16 protein-coding genes are annotated in these 15,413 nt (G+C 56.8%); 7 read left to right on the forward strand and 9 right to left on the reverse strand.

Annotation, left to right across the window (positions count from 1 at the left end; all coding sequences use genetic code 11):
• Window positions 1-24 precede the first annotated feature (24 nt).
• The 5 genes from potG to rlmC all read left to right on the forward strand — a co-directional run bounded on the left by potG (window position 25) and on the right by rlmC (window position 4,954).
• A complete protein-coding gene (gene potG, locus LQ945_RS21650) occupies window positions 25-1,158 on the forward strand; it encodes a putrescine ABC transporter ATP-binding subunit PotG (RefSeq protein WP_270101709.1) in 1,134 nt (377 codons plus the stop codon).
• 25 nt (window positions 1,159-1,183) lie between these two features.
• Window positions 1,184-2,149 (forward strand): putrescine ABC transporter permease PotH, encoded by a 966-nt coding sequence (gene potH, locus LQ945_RS21655; RefSeq protein WP_420136169.1) that lies wholly within the window; start codon window positions 1,184-1,186, stop codon window positions 2,147-2,149.
• Window positions 2,146-2,991 carry a putrescine ABC transporter permease PotI gene (potI, locus tag LQ945_RS21660; protein ID WP_182821564.1) on the forward strand — a complete coding sequence of 282 codons (846 nt, stop codon included), beginning with the start codon at window positions 2,146-2,148 and terminating at the stop codon, window positions 2,989-2,991. Before potH ends, potI begins: the two co-directional genes overlap by 4 nt.
• 287 nt (window positions 2,992-3,278) lie before the next feature.
• Window positions 3,279-3,758 (forward strand): YbjO family protein, encoded by a 480-nt coding sequence (locus LQ945_RS21665; protein ID WP_044549458.1) that lies wholly within the window; start codon window positions 3,279-3,281, stop codon window positions 3,756-3,758.
• Between the two features lie 68 nt (window positions 3,759-3,826).
• The gene (gene rlmC / locus LQ945_RS21670) at window positions 3,827-4,954 is read left to right on the forward strand and encodes a 23S rRNA (uracil(747)-C(5))-methyltransferase RlmC (RefSeq protein ID WP_270101710.1); all 1,128 of its coding nucleotides are present in this window, start codon (window positions 3,827-3,829) and stop codon (window positions 4,952-4,954) included.
• A 78-nt stretch (window positions 4,955-5,032) separates the two neighbouring features.
• On the opposite strand, the gene artJ (LQ945_RS21675) is transcribed toward rlmC, so the two are convergent.
• The 6 genes from artJ (LQ945_RS21675) to LQ945_RS21700 all read right to left on the reverse strand — a co-directional run bounded on the left by artJ (LQ945_RS21675) (window position 5,033) and on the right by LQ945_RS21700 (window position 9,674).
• Entirely contained in the window at window positions 5,033-5,767 is a 735-nt protein-coding gene (gene artJ / locus LQ945_RS21675) for an arginine ABC transporter substrate-binding protein (protein ID WP_182821560.1), read from the reverse strand.
• A gap of 207 nt (window positions 5,768-5,974) precedes the next feature.
• Window positions 5,975-6,643 (reverse strand): arginine ABC transporter permease ArtM, encoded by a 669-nt coding sequence (artM, locus tag LQ945_RS21680; RefSeq protein ID WP_020826085.1) that lies wholly within the window; start codon window positions 6,641-6,643, stop codon window positions 5,975-5,977.
• Complete coding sequence (gene artQ, locus LQ945_RS21685; protein WP_262240068.1) at window positions 6,643-7,359, reverse strand: arginine ABC transporter permease ArtQ; 717 nt, start codon at window positions 7,357-7,359, stop codon at window positions 6,643-6,645. Before artQ ends, artM begins: the two co-directional genes overlap by 1 nt.
• Before the next feature lie 9 nt (window positions 7,360-7,368).
• Entirely contained in the window at window positions 7,369-8,100 is a 732-nt protein-coding gene (artJ, locus tag LQ945_RS21690) for an arginine ABC transporter substrate-binding protein (protein WP_020826087.1), read from the reverse strand.
• Window positions 8,101-8,133: 33 nt separating this feature from the next.
• Window positions 8,134-8,862 carry an arginine ABC transporter ATP-binding protein ArtP gene (gene artP / locus LQ945_RS21695; protein WP_044549466.1) on the reverse strand — a complete coding sequence of 243 codons (729 nt, stop codon included), beginning with the start codon at window positions 8,860-8,862 and terminating at the stop codon, window positions 8,134-8,136.
• Window positions 8,863-9,125: 263 nt separating this feature from the next.
• Window positions 9,126-9,674: a lipoprotein gene (locus LQ945_RS21700; RefSeq protein ID WP_262240066.1), complete on the reverse strand. Its 549-nt coding sequence runs from the start codon at window positions 9,672-9,674 to the stop codon at window positions 9,126-9,128.
• A gap of 161 nt (window positions 9,675-9,835) precedes the next feature.
• On the opposite strand from LQ945_RS21700, the gene LQ945_RS21705 reads away from it, so the two are divergent.
• Window positions 9,836-10,159, forward strand: a complete 324-nt coding sequence (locus LQ945_RS21705; protein ID WP_020826090.1) for a heavy metal-binding domain-containing protein — start codon at window positions 9,836-9,838, stop codon at window positions 10,157-10,159.
• A gap of 38 nt (window positions 10,160-10,197) precedes the next feature.
• Here LQ945_RS21705 and LQ945_RS21710 read toward each other — a convergent pair whose 3' ends face one another.
• Complete coding sequence (locus LQ945_RS21710; RefSeq protein WP_270101711.1) at window positions 10,198-11,715, reverse strand: DUF3300 domain-containing protein; 1,518 nt, start codon at window positions 11,713-11,715, stop codon at window positions 10,198-10,200.
• 189 nt (window positions 11,716-11,904) lie between these two features.
• Here LQ945_RS21710 and LQ945_RS21715 point away from each other — a divergent pair, with 189 nt between their 5' ends.
• A complete protein-coding gene (locus LQ945_RS21715; protein WP_270101712.1) occupies window positions 11,905-12,741 on the forward strand; it encodes an N-acetylmuramoyl-L-alanine amidase in 837 nt (278 codons plus the stop codon).
• Here LQ945_RS21715 and LQ945_RS21720 read toward each other — a convergent pair whose 3' ends face one another.
• Both LQ945_RS21720 and LQ945_RS21725 read right to left on the reverse strand, forming a co-directional pair.
• On the reverse strand, window positions 12,742-13,752 hold the full coding sequence (locus tag LQ945_RS21720; RefSeq protein WP_182821550.1) for an NAD-dependent epimerase/dehydratase family protein: 1,011 nt from the start codon (window positions 13,750-13,752) through the stop codon (window positions 12,742-12,744).
• Between the two features lie 157 nt (window positions 13,753-13,909).
• Window positions 13,910-15,349, reverse strand: coding sequence for a DUF2867 domain-containing protein (locus tag LQ945_RS21725; RefSeq protein WP_020826094.1), 1,440 nt, complete (start codon window positions 15,347-15,349; stop codon window positions 13,910-13,912).
• Window positions 15,350-15,413 lie beyond the last annotated feature (64 nt).

The following is a 15,413-nucleotide window of genomic DNA, read 5'->3' on the forward strand; positions in this document are numbered from 1 at the left end:
TGTTTGCACCGGAGAGCACCCCGATTGAACGACGCTATCCCTCGTCCTCAAGCCAAGTCGCAGAAGGTCTTCACCCCTCTGCTGGAAATCCGTAACCTCACCAAAACCTTTGACGGCCAAAACGCGGTCGAAGACGTTAGCCTGACCATCTATAAAGGCGAAATATTTGCCCTGCTGGGCCCCTCCGGCTGCGGCAAGTCAACGCTGTTGCGCATGTTGGCCGGTTTTGAACAGCCGACGGAAGGGCAAATCGTGCTCGACGGGCAAGACATGTCGCACGTGCCGCCCTACCAGCGGCCGATTAACATGATGTTCCAGTCCTACGCGCTATTCCCGCACATGACGGTGGAGCAAAACATCGCCTTCGGCCTGAAACAGGACAAGATGCCGCGTGGGGAAATCGCCGAGCGAGTGGCGGAAATGCTGTCGCTGGTGCATATGCAGGAGTTCGCCAAACGCAAGCCGCACCAACTTTCCGGCGGTCAACGCCAGCGTGTGGCGCTGGCGCGCAGCCTTGCCAAGCGGCCAAAGCTGCTGCTGCTGGATGAGCCGATGGGCGCGCTGGATAAAAAACTGCGTGACCGCATGCAGCTGGAAGTGACGGACATTCTTGAGCGCGTCGGCGTGACCTGCGTGATGGTCACCCACGATCAGGAAGAGGCGATGACCATGGCAGGCCGTATCGCCATCATGAATCGCGGCAAGTTTGTGCAGATCGGCGAGCCGGAAGAGATCTACGAACACCCGAACAGCCGTTTCAGCGCCGAGTTTATCGGTTCGGTCAACGTATTTGACTGCGTGCTGCAAGAGCGTCAGGAGGATGCTCTGATCCTGCAAAGCCCCGGTTTGCGTCATGCAATCAAAGTAGACTCCGACGCCTCGGTGGTGGACGGGGTGCCGATCCAGGTTGCGCTGCGACCGGAAAAAATCATGCTGTGCGAAGAGATCCCGGAAGATGGCTGCAACTTTGCCGTGGGGGAGGTGGTGCACATTGCCTACCTCGGCGATTTGTCGATCTACCACGTGAAGCTGCTCAGCGGCCAGATGCTCAGCGCCCAATTGCAAAACGGTCACCGTTTCCGCAAAGGGATGCCGACCTGGGGCGACGAAGTGCGGCTGTGTTGGGAAGCCGACAGCTGTGTCGTGTTAACGGTGTGAATGGCGAAGGTGAGGAATAATCATTATGACAATGCTTGCTGAACGCACGCCGCCGGAACCGCCGGCCAACGGGCCCGGCCCGCTGAAAGCCTTTTTCCAGCGCCTGCAAATGGCCCACGGCCGCAAACTGGTGATTGCGGTGCCGCTGCTGTGGCTGACGTTGCTGTTCCTGCTGCCGTTCCTGATTGTGTTCAAGATCAGCCTGGCGGAGCTGGCGCTGGCGGTGCCGCCTTACACTGACCTGATGAGCTGGGCTGACGGGAAGCTGGATATTGCGCTCAACTTTGCCAATTACCTGCAACTGACCGACGACCCGTTATATCTGGACGCCTATCTGCAGTCGCTGCAGGTGGCGGCGGTATCGACGGTATGCTGCCTGATCATTGGCTATCCGTTGGCCTGGGCAGTGGCGCACAGCAAAGCGTCAACCCGCAATATTTTGCTGCTGTTGGTGATCCTGCCGTCGTGGACCTCATTTTTGATCCGCGTATATGCCTGGATGGGCATATTGAAAAACAACGGTATCCTTAACAATTTCCTGCTGTGGCTCGGGGTTATCGATCAGCCGCTGGTGATCCTGCATACCAATCTGGCGGTCTATATCGGCGTGGTGTATTCCTATCTGCCGTTTATGGTGCTGCCGATTTATACCGCCCTGACGCGGCTGGATTATTCGCTGGTAGAGGCTTCGCTGGATCTGGGCGCCAAACCGCTGAAAACCTTTTTCAGCGTGATTGTGCCGCTGACCCGTGGCGGCATCATTGCCGGCTCGATGCTGGTGTTTATCCCGGCGGTCGGCGAATTCGTGATCCCGGAACTGCTGGGCGGGCCGGACAGTATTATGATTGGCCGGGTACTGTGGCAGGAGTTCTTTAACAACCGCGATTGGCCGGTGGCTTCGGCGGTGGCTACCGTGATGTTGCTGCTGTTGATTTTGCCGATTCTCTGGTTCCACAAGCACCAGAACAAGGAAATGGGGGGGCAGGGATGAACAACTTGCCGGTAGTGCGTTCACCGTGGCGTATCGCTATTTTGGTGCTCGGTTTCACCTTCCTGTATGCGCCGATGCTGATGCTGGTGATTTACTCGTTCAACAGTTCGAAACTGGTGACGGTGTGGGCGGGCTGGTCGACGCGTTGGTATACCGCGTTATTCCATGATTCGGCGATGATCAGCGCCGTCGGGCTCAGCCTGACCATTGCTGCCGCCTCAGCCACCGCCGCCGTTGTGCTTGGCGCGATTGCTGCTGTGGTGATGGTACGTTTTGGCCGTTTTCGCGGTTCAACCGGCTTTGCCTTTATGCTGACCGCACCGCTGGTTATGCCGGATGTGATTACCGGTCTGTCGCTGCTGCTGCTGTTTGTGGCGATGGGGCATACGCTGGGTTGGCCGTCGGAACGCGGCATGTTCACCATCTGGCTGGCGCACGTCACCTTCTGTACTGCCTATGTTTCGGTGGTGATCAGTTCGCGCCTGCGTGAATTGGATCGCTCGATCGAAGAGGCCGCGATGGATTTGGGCGCGACCCCGTTGAAGGTGTTTTTCGTGATCACGCTGCCAATGATTGCACCGGCGCTGGTTGCTGGCTGGATGTTGGCATTCACGCTGTCGCTGGATGACCTGGTGATTGCCAGCTTCGTCGCCGGGCCGGGCGCGACCACCTTGCCGATGCTGGTGTTCTCCAGCGTGCGTATGGGGGTTAATCCGGAAATCAACGCCCTGGCCAGTTTGATATTGCTGGTGGTCGGCGTTATCGGCCTGATTGCATGGTGGTTTATGGCGCGCTCGGAAAAACAGCGATCGCGCGAATTACAAAAGGCTGCCCGTAGCTGAGTCTGATTAAACCTGCTATTTTTGCAATTATTGGTATTGCAATTGATTACCTGACTTTATATATCTCGTTTGAGTATACCCTATAGCTTTAGAGTTACAGCCAGGCGGCCAGCTCGCTCATCCCCAGGCATTGTAGGGGCGCCGTATGCTGCGCCCGCATTAATCGGGGCGAATTTATTCGCCCCCTACGGTCACTGGGGTGAGCGACAAATCTGTCTGGAACAGATTTGAAAGTTGTAACTTGAAAGACGACGGGTATAGGCGGCGTTTCATTGCGGAACATGGACATGTCAGACATGCTGAACAGCAGGCAGGGAATGAGAACGACTTCAGATGCGCCAGTACCGGTGATGGTGGCCGGTACGGCGATGGTGGCTATCAAATGCATCAGCGTGCTGTTGCTGTTGGGTGAACTGGGCGTCGATGGCGCTCAGGAGTTTGTCAGCACCAGCGCCCAGGCCTGGGATTCCACCCTGATATTTTTGGCCGGTCTGGTGCTGCTGTGCCTGCAAATCAGCTGCGGTTTTGCGGTAATGCGCGGTCGCAATTGGGGACGTTGGGTCTACGTGGCCTGTCAGTGTGCGGTGGTCGGTTATTTGCTGTTGGCGACCATTGGCAGCTTTCTACCCGAGGTCTTTACCGTGGAGGGGGAAACCAGCGGCCAAATTCTGCACGTGTTGATCCTGCAGAAAATCCCCGATGTTGTCATCCTGGCATTATTGTTTGTTCCCGCCGCCAGCCGCCGCTATTTCGCCGCGCACAATTGAGATTTTAAGGGCGTAGAGTGATAAACTCTGCGCCCTTAATTATTCACCCCGAACTCAGAGTCAACTTAATGCATTGCGCCTTGTATACGGCGGGCACCTGCCGTTCTTGTCAGTGGCTGGAAAAGCCTTACCCGCAGCAGCTGACAGACAAACAGCATCATCTGCAATCCCTGCTGGAAGAACGTGACGTTGCCCAGTGGTTGGCGCCGATCGCCGGCGAGCAGAGCGCATTTCGCAATAAGGCCAAGATGGTGGTCAGCGGTAGCGTAGAGCGCCCGTTGCTCGGCATGCTGCACCGCGATGGCACGCCGGTTGATTTGAGTGCCTGTCCGCTGTATCCCGCCAGTTTTGCGCCCATGTTCGCGGTGTTGAAAAGTTTTATCGCCCGCGCCGGTTTGACGCCCTACAACGTGGCGCGTAAGCGCGGGGAACTGAAGTACCTGCTGCTGACCGAAAGCACCCACAGTGGTGGCGTGATGCTGCGCTTTGTACTGCGTTCAGAGAGTAAATTGGCACAGCTGCGGGCGGCGTTGCCGTGGTTACAGCAGCAATTGCCACAACTCAGGGTGATCTCCGCCAATATTCAGCCAGTGCATATGGCGATTATGGAAGGAGAGCGTGAGATCCCGCTGAGCGAACAGCAGGCGCTAGAAGAGCAATTTAATCAGGTGCCGTTGTATATCCGCCCGCAAAGCTTTTTCCAGACTAACCCCAAGGTGGCGGCTGAACTGTACGCTACCGCTCGTGACTGGGTTCGTGCATTGGGGATCGAAAGCATGTGGGATCTGTTCTGCGGTGTGGGGGGATTTGGCCTGCACTGTGCGCAGAAGGAAACCCGCTTGACCGGGATTGAGATCAGCGCCGAGGCGATTGCCTGTGCGCGTCAGTCAGCGGAAACGCTGGGCCTGCAGCAGGTTGATTTCCAGGCGTTGGATTCCACGCGGTTCGCCACCACCGAAGGCAGCGTGCCTCAACTGGTACTGGTCAATCCGCCACGGCGCGGCATCGGTAAAGCCTTATGCGAATACCTGAATCAGATGGCACCCGGCTATATTCTGTATTCGAGCTGTAACGCCGAGACGATGGCGAAAGACATTGAGATGTTGCCGGATTACCGCATTGAGCGCGTGCAACTGTTTGATATGTTCCCCCATACCGCCCACTATGAAGTGCTGACGCTGCTGGTACGCCAGTAAAGGCGTTTTTGAGACAAGGTGGCGGCAGTAGAGGGTAAGTTTGAGCCAGGGCGTGGAACACCACGCCCTGGCGAGATCTTACTGCGGGAACCACTTGTCGTTGATGGCTTTGTAGGTGCCGTCCGCCTTGATGGCGTCCAGTGCGGTATTCAGCTTGGCCAGCAGCGCCTGGTTGTCCGGGCGAACGGCAATGCCCAGGCCGGTGCCGAAGTATTGTGCATCGGTAACATGCTCACCGACCGGCGCCAATTGCGGGCTGTTCTTCAACCACTCGTTGACCACCGCGGTATCACCGAATACGCCGTCAATACGGCCATTTTTCAGTTCGAGAATGGCGTTCTGGTAGCTGTCATAAGAGACGGTATTAATCTCCGGGTGTTTGTCCTGCATGTATTTTTGGTGGGTAGTGCCGTTCTCCATGCCGATCTTTTTGCCTTTCAGATCCGCCAGCGAGCTGAATTTGCCTTTCTGCGCGATCACGATCGCTGAGTTGGCATAATAAGGTTGGGTAAAGGAAACCTGCTTGCTGCGCTCTGGCGTGATGTCCATACCGGAAATCACCGCGTCGTATTTTTTGAATTTCAGGGCGGCGATCAGGCTGTCGAACGCCTGATTGGTAAAGGTGCATTCGGCTTTCATTTGCTTGCACAGCGCGGTAGCCAGATCGATATCAAACCCGACAATCTTGTTGCTGGCATCCAGCGATTCGAAGGGAGGATAGGTGGCGGAAGAGGCGAAGCGAATGGTCTCGGCTGCACTGGCGTTGAAGGCGATGCCCGCCAATACCGTAGCGGCAAGTAATAGTTTTTTCATGCGTAAAGCTCCTGTCTGCAAGTCTGCGTGTTTTTATCTCTTCACCGCTTGATTTTACTGACAATAACCCAAAGGTTTAGGCGGCTGTTTATCGACGTTTACCCTGACATTTAATGCATTAATATGCAATATAAATGATTAAAAAATTACAGCGGAAATAAAAAAGCCCCGCGCGATGGCAGGGCTCCGAGACCTGAGGAGGCGGGCTCAGTTGCGGCGCTCGAAGGCCAGCGCCCGACGCTCGACCACGCGCATCAACAACGTCAGCAGGCCGTTGACGCACAGATACACCAACCCGGCGGCACCAAACACCATCACGTCGTAGGTACGGCCATACATCAGCTGGCTGTATCCCATCACTTCCATCAGGGTAATGGTATAGGCCAGCGAGGTGCTCTTGAACACCAACACCACTTCGTTGGAGTAAGACGACAGCGCACGCTTGAAGGCAAAGGGCAGCAGGATACGCAACGACTGGGCACGCGACATGCCAAGCGCTTCGCAAGATTGCCACTGACCGGCAGGGATCGCCCTCACGGCACCGTAAAACAGTTGGGTAGTGTAGGCCGCGCTGTTCAGCGCCAATGCGATCATCGCACACAGCCACGGCTGTGACAGCAGATCCCACAACCACGGATATTCGCGGATCGCCGGGAACTGGCCGGGGCCGTAGTAGATCAGGAAGATCTGCACCAGCAGCGGCGTACCGGTGAACAGGGTGATATAGATTTTCACCAGCGGCGTCAGGATCGGCGTTTTCAGCGTCAGGATCACCGTCAGCACCAATGACAGCAGCAGTGCCACGATCAGGGCGGTAACGGTCAGCGTCAGGCTGGTGTGCAGCCCTTTGATAATTTCCGGCAAGAACTCAAACATCAGGCTGGCCCCCGCTCAAAGCGCGTGGTGCGCAGTTCAATACGTTTGATGATGTATTGGCTGAACAGGGTAACCACCAGATAGATTGCCGCCGCGATCACATACCAGGTAAAGGGCTCCTGAGTGCGAGTGGCGATACTCTTGGTCTGCAGCATCAGGTCGTTAACGCTGATCAGCGACACCAGCGCGGTGTCCTTCAGCAGAACCAACCACTGGTTGCCCAGCCCCGGCAGGGCGTGGCGCCACATCTGCGGCATGATCAGGCGAAAGAAAATCGCTGGGGTGCTCATCCCCAGAGCCTGACCGGATTCCCATTGCCCTTGCGGTACCGCTTTCAGCGCCCCGCGCAATGTTTGCGACGCATAGGCGGAATAGAGCAGGGCGAGGGCAATCACGCCGCACAGGAACGGGCTGACTTCGAAATTATCAATCGCCAGTTGGACGGGCAGTTGGAACAGGCCAAAGTTCAGGGTGAAGCCGTCGGACAGCATCAACAGCAGCTGCGATGAGCCGAAATAGATGAACAGCACCACCAGAATTTCCGGCAGGCCGCGTAACAGCGTGACCCAGGCGGTGCCGAGCCAACTGACCACTTTCCAGCGAGATGACTCCCAGACGGCAAACAGCATCGCCAGGATCAACCCGAGGATAAGGGCGCAAACGGCAAGGCCGACGGTCATCCCGGCGGCGCTTGCTAGAGGTTGAATTTCATTCATGGGGATAGATTACTGCTGGAACCATTTTTTGTAGATGGTTTCGTAAGTCCCATCCTGTTTGATCTTGTCGAGGGCGGCGTTGAACTTGCCCTGCAGATCGGTATTTTTCTGACGAACGGCAATGCCCAGCCCGGTACCGAAGTAGTCTTTGTCGGTCACCTTATCGCCTACCGCGGCCAGAGCGGCATTCTGTTTCAGCCATTCGTTGACCACTGCGGTGTCACCAAATACTGCATCAACGCGACCATTCTTCAGATCCAAAATGGCGTTCTGATAGCTGTCGTAAGGCACGGTGGTGATTTCAGGGTGCTTATCGGTCAGGTATTTCTGGTGCGTCGTGCCGTTCTGCACGCCCACTTTTTTGCCTTTCAGCGCCGCTACGTCGGCAACTTTGCCCTTCTGGGCGACAAACAGCGCGGAGTTGTCGTAATACGGCTTGGTAAACAGCACCTGTTTTTCACGTTCAGGCGTGATGTCCATACCGGCCATCACTGCGTCAAAACGCTTGAACTTCAGGCTTGGGATCAGACTGTCGAAAGCCTGATTGGTGAAGCTGCATTCGGCCTGCATCTCTTTGCACAGCGCATTGGCCAGATCGACGTCAAACCCCTGGATCTTGTTGCCGGCGTCAATAAATTCAAACGGAGGATAAGAAGCTTCGGTAGCGAAACGGATCGTTTCGGCTGCAGAGGCGGAAACGCTGATGCCAGCCAGAACGGCGGCGATTATTAGTTTTTTCATCGCAAACTCCCCAAATTACAGCAAGTAAAATTGTTAGTGTGATAAGTAATTGGCAAACTCGGTGGTCTGTGGCTGCGTGAAGTGGCTGGCATCACCTTGCTCCACCACGTGGCCGTTTTCCATGTACACCACGCGGCTGGCGGTTTTGCGCGCCACTTCCACTTCGTGGGTGACGATCACCTGGGTGATGCCGGTGCCGGCCAGCTCGCGAATGATGCTGACGATTTGGGCGGTGATTTCGGGATCCAGCGCGGCGGTCGGCTCGTCGAACAGCAGCACCTGCGGTTCCATCATCAGCGCACGGGCAATGGCCACACGTTGCTGCTGGCCACCGGAAAGGTGCAGCGGGAAGCGGTCGGCAAAGTCGGTCAGGCGCAAGCGCTTCAGCAACTTGTCGGCGCGCTCCATCGCCTGAGCCTTGGTCAGGCCCAGTACGCGGCACGGCGCTTCGATCAGGTTTTGCACGACGGTAAGATGAGGCCAGAGGTTGTATTGCTGGAATACCATGCCGACGTTCTGACGCAGCTCGCGAATGGCTTTTTCGCCGGGAGCCTGCTTGAAGTCGAATTGATTGCCGGCGATCTGCAACTGACCCGAACGCGGCATTTCCAGCAGGTTCAACACCCGCAGCAATGAACTCTTCCCCGCGCCGCTTGGACCCAGCAGCACTAAAGTTTCCCCTGCTGGGCAATCCAGCGTGATGTCAAACAGCGCCTGATGTGCGCCGTAGTAGCAGTTGATACCGTTAAGTTGAATGCTCATGCGCCAGAATTGAATAGATATTGATGCCGCGAATGTTAACTTCCACAGAATACTTATGCAATCTTTGTGCGTTAAAATTTATTACTGCGCGGCAGGATAGTAAAAGAATAGCACAAGATACCGCGAGTCAGGTTCGAAGGGGGGATTTGTCGTGCACGCTGTGAGGTATGTAGCGAAAATTCTCAAAGTGAACGAATGTTGAGCGGAATCAAGGCATTTTTTTACCCACCGGCATCAGGGCGATGACGGTGGGGCGTGTAAGCTTACTGGTTTTCCAATACCTGACGCAGCGTCCCGCTGGCGGCATGCGGCGGCACGTTCAGATAGCGGATATCATCCACCACCCAACAGGTGCCTTCACGCACCATCAGCACCTCATCCTGCCAGTTGACCGCGCTGCCGCCGTCCTTCTGGTAGCTGAGCTGCACGCGCAGCGGAATATTTTTGGCGTCGGTATTCGGGATGGTAGAAGCGCTGGCGACGCTGGCGCTGGTCGGACCCTGCGCGTTACCGGTAAACAGATCGCCGGTGACCTGATGTTTGCCCGGGTTCTGGTTGGCCGCCACCAGGTCCTGATACAGCACTTTACTCAGGTAAGGTTGCAGCTGCGCCAGACGGTTGCTGTCGGGCAGGGTGGTAGCGGCACCCTGTTGCAGGCGCAGATCGTAAAATTTCTGTGCGACCGTATCCGGGCCGCCTTCCACACAACCGCCGGTACGGGAGCCGATATCCTTGAATGCCGGTTCGACGGTGGTGCAGGCACTCAGTAACAGCGCTAAGGGCAAAACAGCCGCAATCGTTTTTGTTTTCATCTCATTACCTTATGTGAAAGTCTCTACCATGAAGACCATTAGCCTACAGTATAAATGCGATTTCAGGCCTTGCATTCGTACTGCGTGCCATTTCAATACAGAACATAATGCCAAATCAATGGTCAGATAAGTGCGATGAATCAATCAAGCAAGGAGTTTTCATGCAGCTTTCCACTACCCCGACCCTGGAAGGGTTTACTATTACCGAGTACTGCGGCGTTGTCACCGGCGAGGCCATTTTGGGCGCCAATATTTTCCGTGATTTTTTTGCCGGTGTGCGTGACATCGTGGGTGGCCGTTCGGGCGCTTATGAGAAAGAGCTGCGTAAAGCGCGCCTGATTGCCTTCCGGGAGTTGGAAGAGCAGGCGAAAGAATTGGGGGCCAACGCGGTGGTCGGCATTGATATCGATTACGAAACCGTCGGTAAAGACAGCAGCATGTTAATGGTGACCGTCAGCGGTACCGCGGTGAAAGTCAGCCGCTAATCCTTTCTTTGCCCCCGGCCATGACCGGGGGCATTCGTTTATCCTACTTTGTGTTCTTCCACTTTTAGCGGGCGATGTTCCTGCGGTTTGGCCGCTGGGGCAGGGTGATGCTGTGCCTGTTGAATCTGCGGCTGATGGAACGGTGTCGGTGCGTTATGCGACATCATGGCATTTGGCCGTGGTTGAACCGGCTGTGGGTGAAGAATGTTAGCCTTGGGCGCGACGTGTTCGACAGGTTTGATGGCCGGCAGCTGCGCCCTTTGCTGTACGCTGACAGGTGTCGGTAGATGTTGTTCAGACGTACGAGCCGGTCGGATCTCGGCCTGATGAACGGGGGCCGAGACTGTCGCTGAGTGCGGGCGCACGGCCGCCTGTGTTGAATGAGCGAAACTCGGCAGGGTCATTGGCTGCTGAACATGGGCGACCGGCGTCACTGCATGGGGGGCCGACGTTCCTGCATGGGTAAAGTTCGGCGCCGTCATCGGTTGGTGTTCATTGGCTGCGACGGGCGGCGTAAAATGTGGCTGTTGCAGGTTGGCAACCTTAGGGGCTGCATAAGGCGTTGGTGCGGCAAAATGCGGCACCTGATTGACTGGCGCGTTGTGGTAGTTATTCACCGTGGTGCTGCGATTCACATTATTGTATTGGTTGATATTGGTGACACGGTTAATCACCGTGGTGGAGTGCGAGATATAAGGCGCATTGTTATAAACCACCGGTTGACGCCGATCATTCCAGCGCACGTCCCAGCTATGCCAGCCGTCATTATGCTGGTTGATCAATGCCCCGACCGCGACGCCCACGCCAAAACTGATCGCGCCTGCCGCCAGCATATCGCCACTGCTGTAGCCTGAGGCACTCTGATAGTGATAGCTCGGGTAGGCGGGGACGGGCTCGCCATAGGCCACCCAGGGATCGTAACGCGGCACGTAAACCACATCCGGCTGGCTGGGCTCAATGACAATGGTTTGCGCCGGCGCAACCACGACGCTTTGCGGATAGGGTTGCGGTTCAACGTATCGGGTCGAGGGCGTGACGACCACCCTTTGCTGTGGCGACGTTTTCAGCGAGCCTTTGGCGGCGGCGCGTTGGCGCATGACCTGAATGGCGTTCATCACGTCGGTAGGGTCGTTGAGATAAGCGCTGCCCAGCGCGGTGGTCCAGGGAATATTTTTGGCCATCTGATCCAGCACGTCAGGAAACAGTACCAAACCGCGTACGCTGGGGTCCCAGGGTTGGGCATCAGCGGCCGCGGTGAGCGCCGCCGGTTGCAGGCCGCGGTTTTGCGCCAGCCAGCCATCCGCCGCGCTGATTTGATCGGGATAACCCGCTGCGGCCAGCACCTGCGCCAACAGTTTGTCAGGAAAAAGCGCCACCGGGCTGACCAGTTGATACAATTGATCGGCACTCAGTGGCGTATAGGTTGATGCTGCCGCGGGCGTGGCCACAGCAGGTGCGGTTCCCCCCATGGTATTGGCCACCGTTTTTTGGTCACAGCCGCTGAGCGGCAGCATGGCGATGCAGATCAGCCAGGCGACAGGGTTGAGCTTAAACATGAGCGACTCACTTTTATCAGCGCAGGTAATACTATGAAGCTATCATCTGCCATGGAGTCCGCCAGCGCAGCGCAACACTCACTTGCACATCTGGCCTCTCTGTCATCATTTATTGATCAACTTGATTATTGGATACAGATTAATCAATTTAAGTTACAAATTTGAGCCGCTAGCCGGCAGGAGGGATTCGTGAAAATCTGGCCAGGGATATTTGCTGCCGCATTGCTTGCCGGCTGCCAAAGCGCGCCGCAAAGCACCACCATTGACCGGGGCGACTATCAGTTGGAAACCCTGCATCAGGCGCAGGGAGCAGACCAGCGCATTCGTTTTCTGGTGATGCATTACACCGCAGAAGATTTTCATTCCTCGCTTAAAACCCTGACGGATGAACACGTCAGCGCGCACTATCTGCTGCCCGCGCACCCGCCATTGGTACAGGGCAAACCGGTGGCGTTTCAACTGGTGCCTGAAGCCCTGCGCGCATGGCATGCCGGGGCCAGCACCTGGCGCGGCAGAACTAACCTGAATGATACCTCGATAGGGATTGAAATCGTCAATCGCGGGTTCAACCACACCCTGTTGTTTACCCATTGGCAGCCCTATACGCCGCAGCAAATAGCCCTGTTGATCCCGCTGAGCCGCGACATCATTCAGCGCTATGGCATTCAACCGACCGACGTAGTGGGGCACAGCGATATAGCGCCCCAGCGCAAGCAGGACCCGGGTCCGTTATTCCCCTGGCGGCAACTGGCGCAGGCCGGTATTGGCGCCTGGCCGGACGAGCAACAGGTGCAGAAGCTGCTGGCCGGGCGCGACAGGCGGGCGACCGTGCCCCTGGCGCCCCTGATTGAAAAGCTGGCGCGTTACGGTTATGGCATTGACGCTCAGTGGGACGTCAGGCAGCAGAAGAACGTGCTGGCGGCGTTTCAGATGCATTTCCGGCCCAGCGATTATCGCGGTGAGCCGGATGCGGAGACAGAGGCGATCGTTGATGCATTGCTGTTGAAGTACGGCGCGGCCCGCTAATTAAAGGCCGTGCAGTTTACCGTGTTCTTTCAGCCAGCGAGCGGTGCGGGAAATGCCTTCATCGAGCGAAACGATGGGCCGGTAATCCAACTCCTGCTGGGCACGGGTGGTGTCCAGCGTCAGATCAAAATTGAGCTTGGCGACCCCATAGTGGGTCAGCACCGGCTCTTTCTCGCTTTTGCTGCCGAGTTTCTCCATGCCGCGCGCCATCATATCGAGCATGGGGTAGGGCACTGAGCGGATCCGGCACTTCATTCCCAGTTCGTCAATTAACTGCTGCACCACGCTGCGCAACTGACGTGGCTGCTGGTTGGTGATGTTATAAGCACGGCCGGACGGGGTATTTTCTTTCTGGGTGGCCAGCCACATGGCATGCACCGCATTTTCCAGATAGGTCATGTCCACCAGTGCCGCGCCGCCGCGTGGCAGCAGCAGGTTGCCGTAGCGTTTGATCATCTGCAACAGGCGCGGCAGCATCACTTTGTCATGCGGCCCGAACAACCCCTGAGGACGCAGGATGGTGAAGTGGGTTTGCGGGTTGGACATCGCCAACTGCTGGATCACCTGTTCACCGGCGGCTTTGCTGCGCGCAAACTCGTTGGCATAGCGCGCAGGGCGGAAGTCTTCGGTAATGTTGCGATGGTGATGGTAATCGAAGTAGATCGCCGGCGAAGAGATATGGATAAACTGCGAAACGCCGTAGGCCGCTGCCCACTCGCCCAAGCGACGGGTAGCGCGCACGTTGGCCAGTTCGAAGGCTTCTTCGGTGCCCCACGGCGAGGTGAAGCTGGAACAGTGCCACAGCACGTCCACGTCGGCCAGCATGGCTTTGGCCTGCGATGAGATCAGGTTGGTGAGATCGGCATGAATGAATTCAGCGCCCATTTTTTCCAGCAGACTGCCCATGGCCTGGTTGCGGCCGGTGGCACGCACTTTAATGCCCTGGCGGCGGAGATATTCAACGGCGTTACGGCCTAACCCACTGGTTGCACCGGTGACCAATACCTTCATAACGAACTCTATTCTCACCAAAAATCAGAATGCTGACGGCCTTCAGCGGCGTTCCAGCAAATAAGATGCCATTCTTCCGTTATTTCGTGCGCTATGCAATCGGAAAGGACCTAACCGCCGCAGTAAACTGTGCGGTTGATCGACAAATAAACGATGTTCAGGACATATTACGCGGGTTCTCTTCGGCCAGCCTGGCGATACGGCGTGCCATACCGCGAAAAATGAACAGGTGAGCGGGCATCATGGCGAACCAATACAGCAGCCCGCTAAAACCGGCAGGGTGCCACCAGGCACGCACATCCAGGGTGCGGTGGTCGCCATGATCTTTGATGGTGAACACCAGCCGGCCCAACCCCGGTGCTTTCATACCGAACAGCAACGCCAACTGCCGCAGCGGTTTGATGGTAATGACCTTCCAGCCATCGACCAGGTCGCCAATGGCCAACGTCTCACGCTGGGGGCGGCCATAAACCACGCGATTGCCGATCATGTCGTCCATGCGGGCACGGATTTTCCACAGGATATTGGCGTAAAAATAGCCCTCTTTCCCGCCCAGTTGCTGCACCGTATGCCACAGTGCCTGGCTGGATGCCTGGGTTTCCAGCGAACAGCCCGCCTGTTTCGGGTAGAAGCCATAGCCTGGTCGCCAGCGGGCTCGCGCTTCCGGATCGTAGCCCCAGTCGGCGGAGTCGACCACTTCTTCCTCGCGCCGCAGGGTAGCCGTCACCGCCTGATCGAAGGTTTGCAGCGTCTGCGGAATCAGCGCCTGTAGCGGTTTACCGTCGGCGGGAAGATCGTGGTTCAACCCCTGGATCAACGCATTGGCGATCGAGGTGGGTACCGAGGTGATCATGCTGATGAACCATACCGAGATAAACCGGGTGGGTAAGGGGATGGGGATCAGCCAGCGTTTTTTGCCGCTGATGGCAATGAAGCGTTCAAACATGGTTTGATAACTGATGTACTCCGGGCCGGCGACGTCAAAAATGCGGTTTTCTTCCGCCGGGTGCGCCAGCAGATCGGCCAGATACACCAGCAGATTTTCCAACGCGACCGGCGAGGATTTGGAGCGCACCCAACGCGGTGGGGTCAGCACCGGCAGGTTGTAGACCATATCGCGCATAATTTCGAAGGCCGCCGAACCGGGGCCGACAATGATGCTGGCGCGCAACTCGGTGACCGGTACGCCGCTCTGGCGCAAGATCTCCCCGGTCAGCTTGCGTGCTACCAGGTGCGGTGAGCTCTCGCCTTCCGGTTGCAGCGCACCGAGAAAAATGACCTGTTTTACGCTGGCGTTGCGTAGCGCATCGCGCAGGTTTTCCGCCGCCTGGCGTTCTTTTTCGATAAAGTCATCACCGTCGCCCATGCCGTGGATCAGATAATAAACGGCGTCGATCTCCCACAGCGCGGCGGTCAGGGTTTCCGGTTGGTAGACGTCCACGTACTGGCAGTTGACCTGCGGCCAATGCTGCTCCTGAAGCCATTCGAGGCGGCGCGCGGCGGCGGTAATGCTGTGTCCCTGTTCGATCAGGTGGGGAATCAGGTTCTGGCCAATATAGCCGCTGGCTCCAAGAACCAATACGCGTTGAGGTGTCATTAGCGCTGCCTTATGCAGTGGAAGTCGATGACAGCATGCCAAACTCAGGGTTTAAATGCACTTT

The sequence above is a fragment of the Serratia liquefaciens genome, assembly GCF_027594825.1.
In the GTDB taxonomy this organism is placed as follows: domain Bacteria; phylum Pseudomonadota; class Gammaproteobacteria; order Enterobacterales; family Enterobacteriaceae; genus Serratia; species Serratia liquefaciens_A.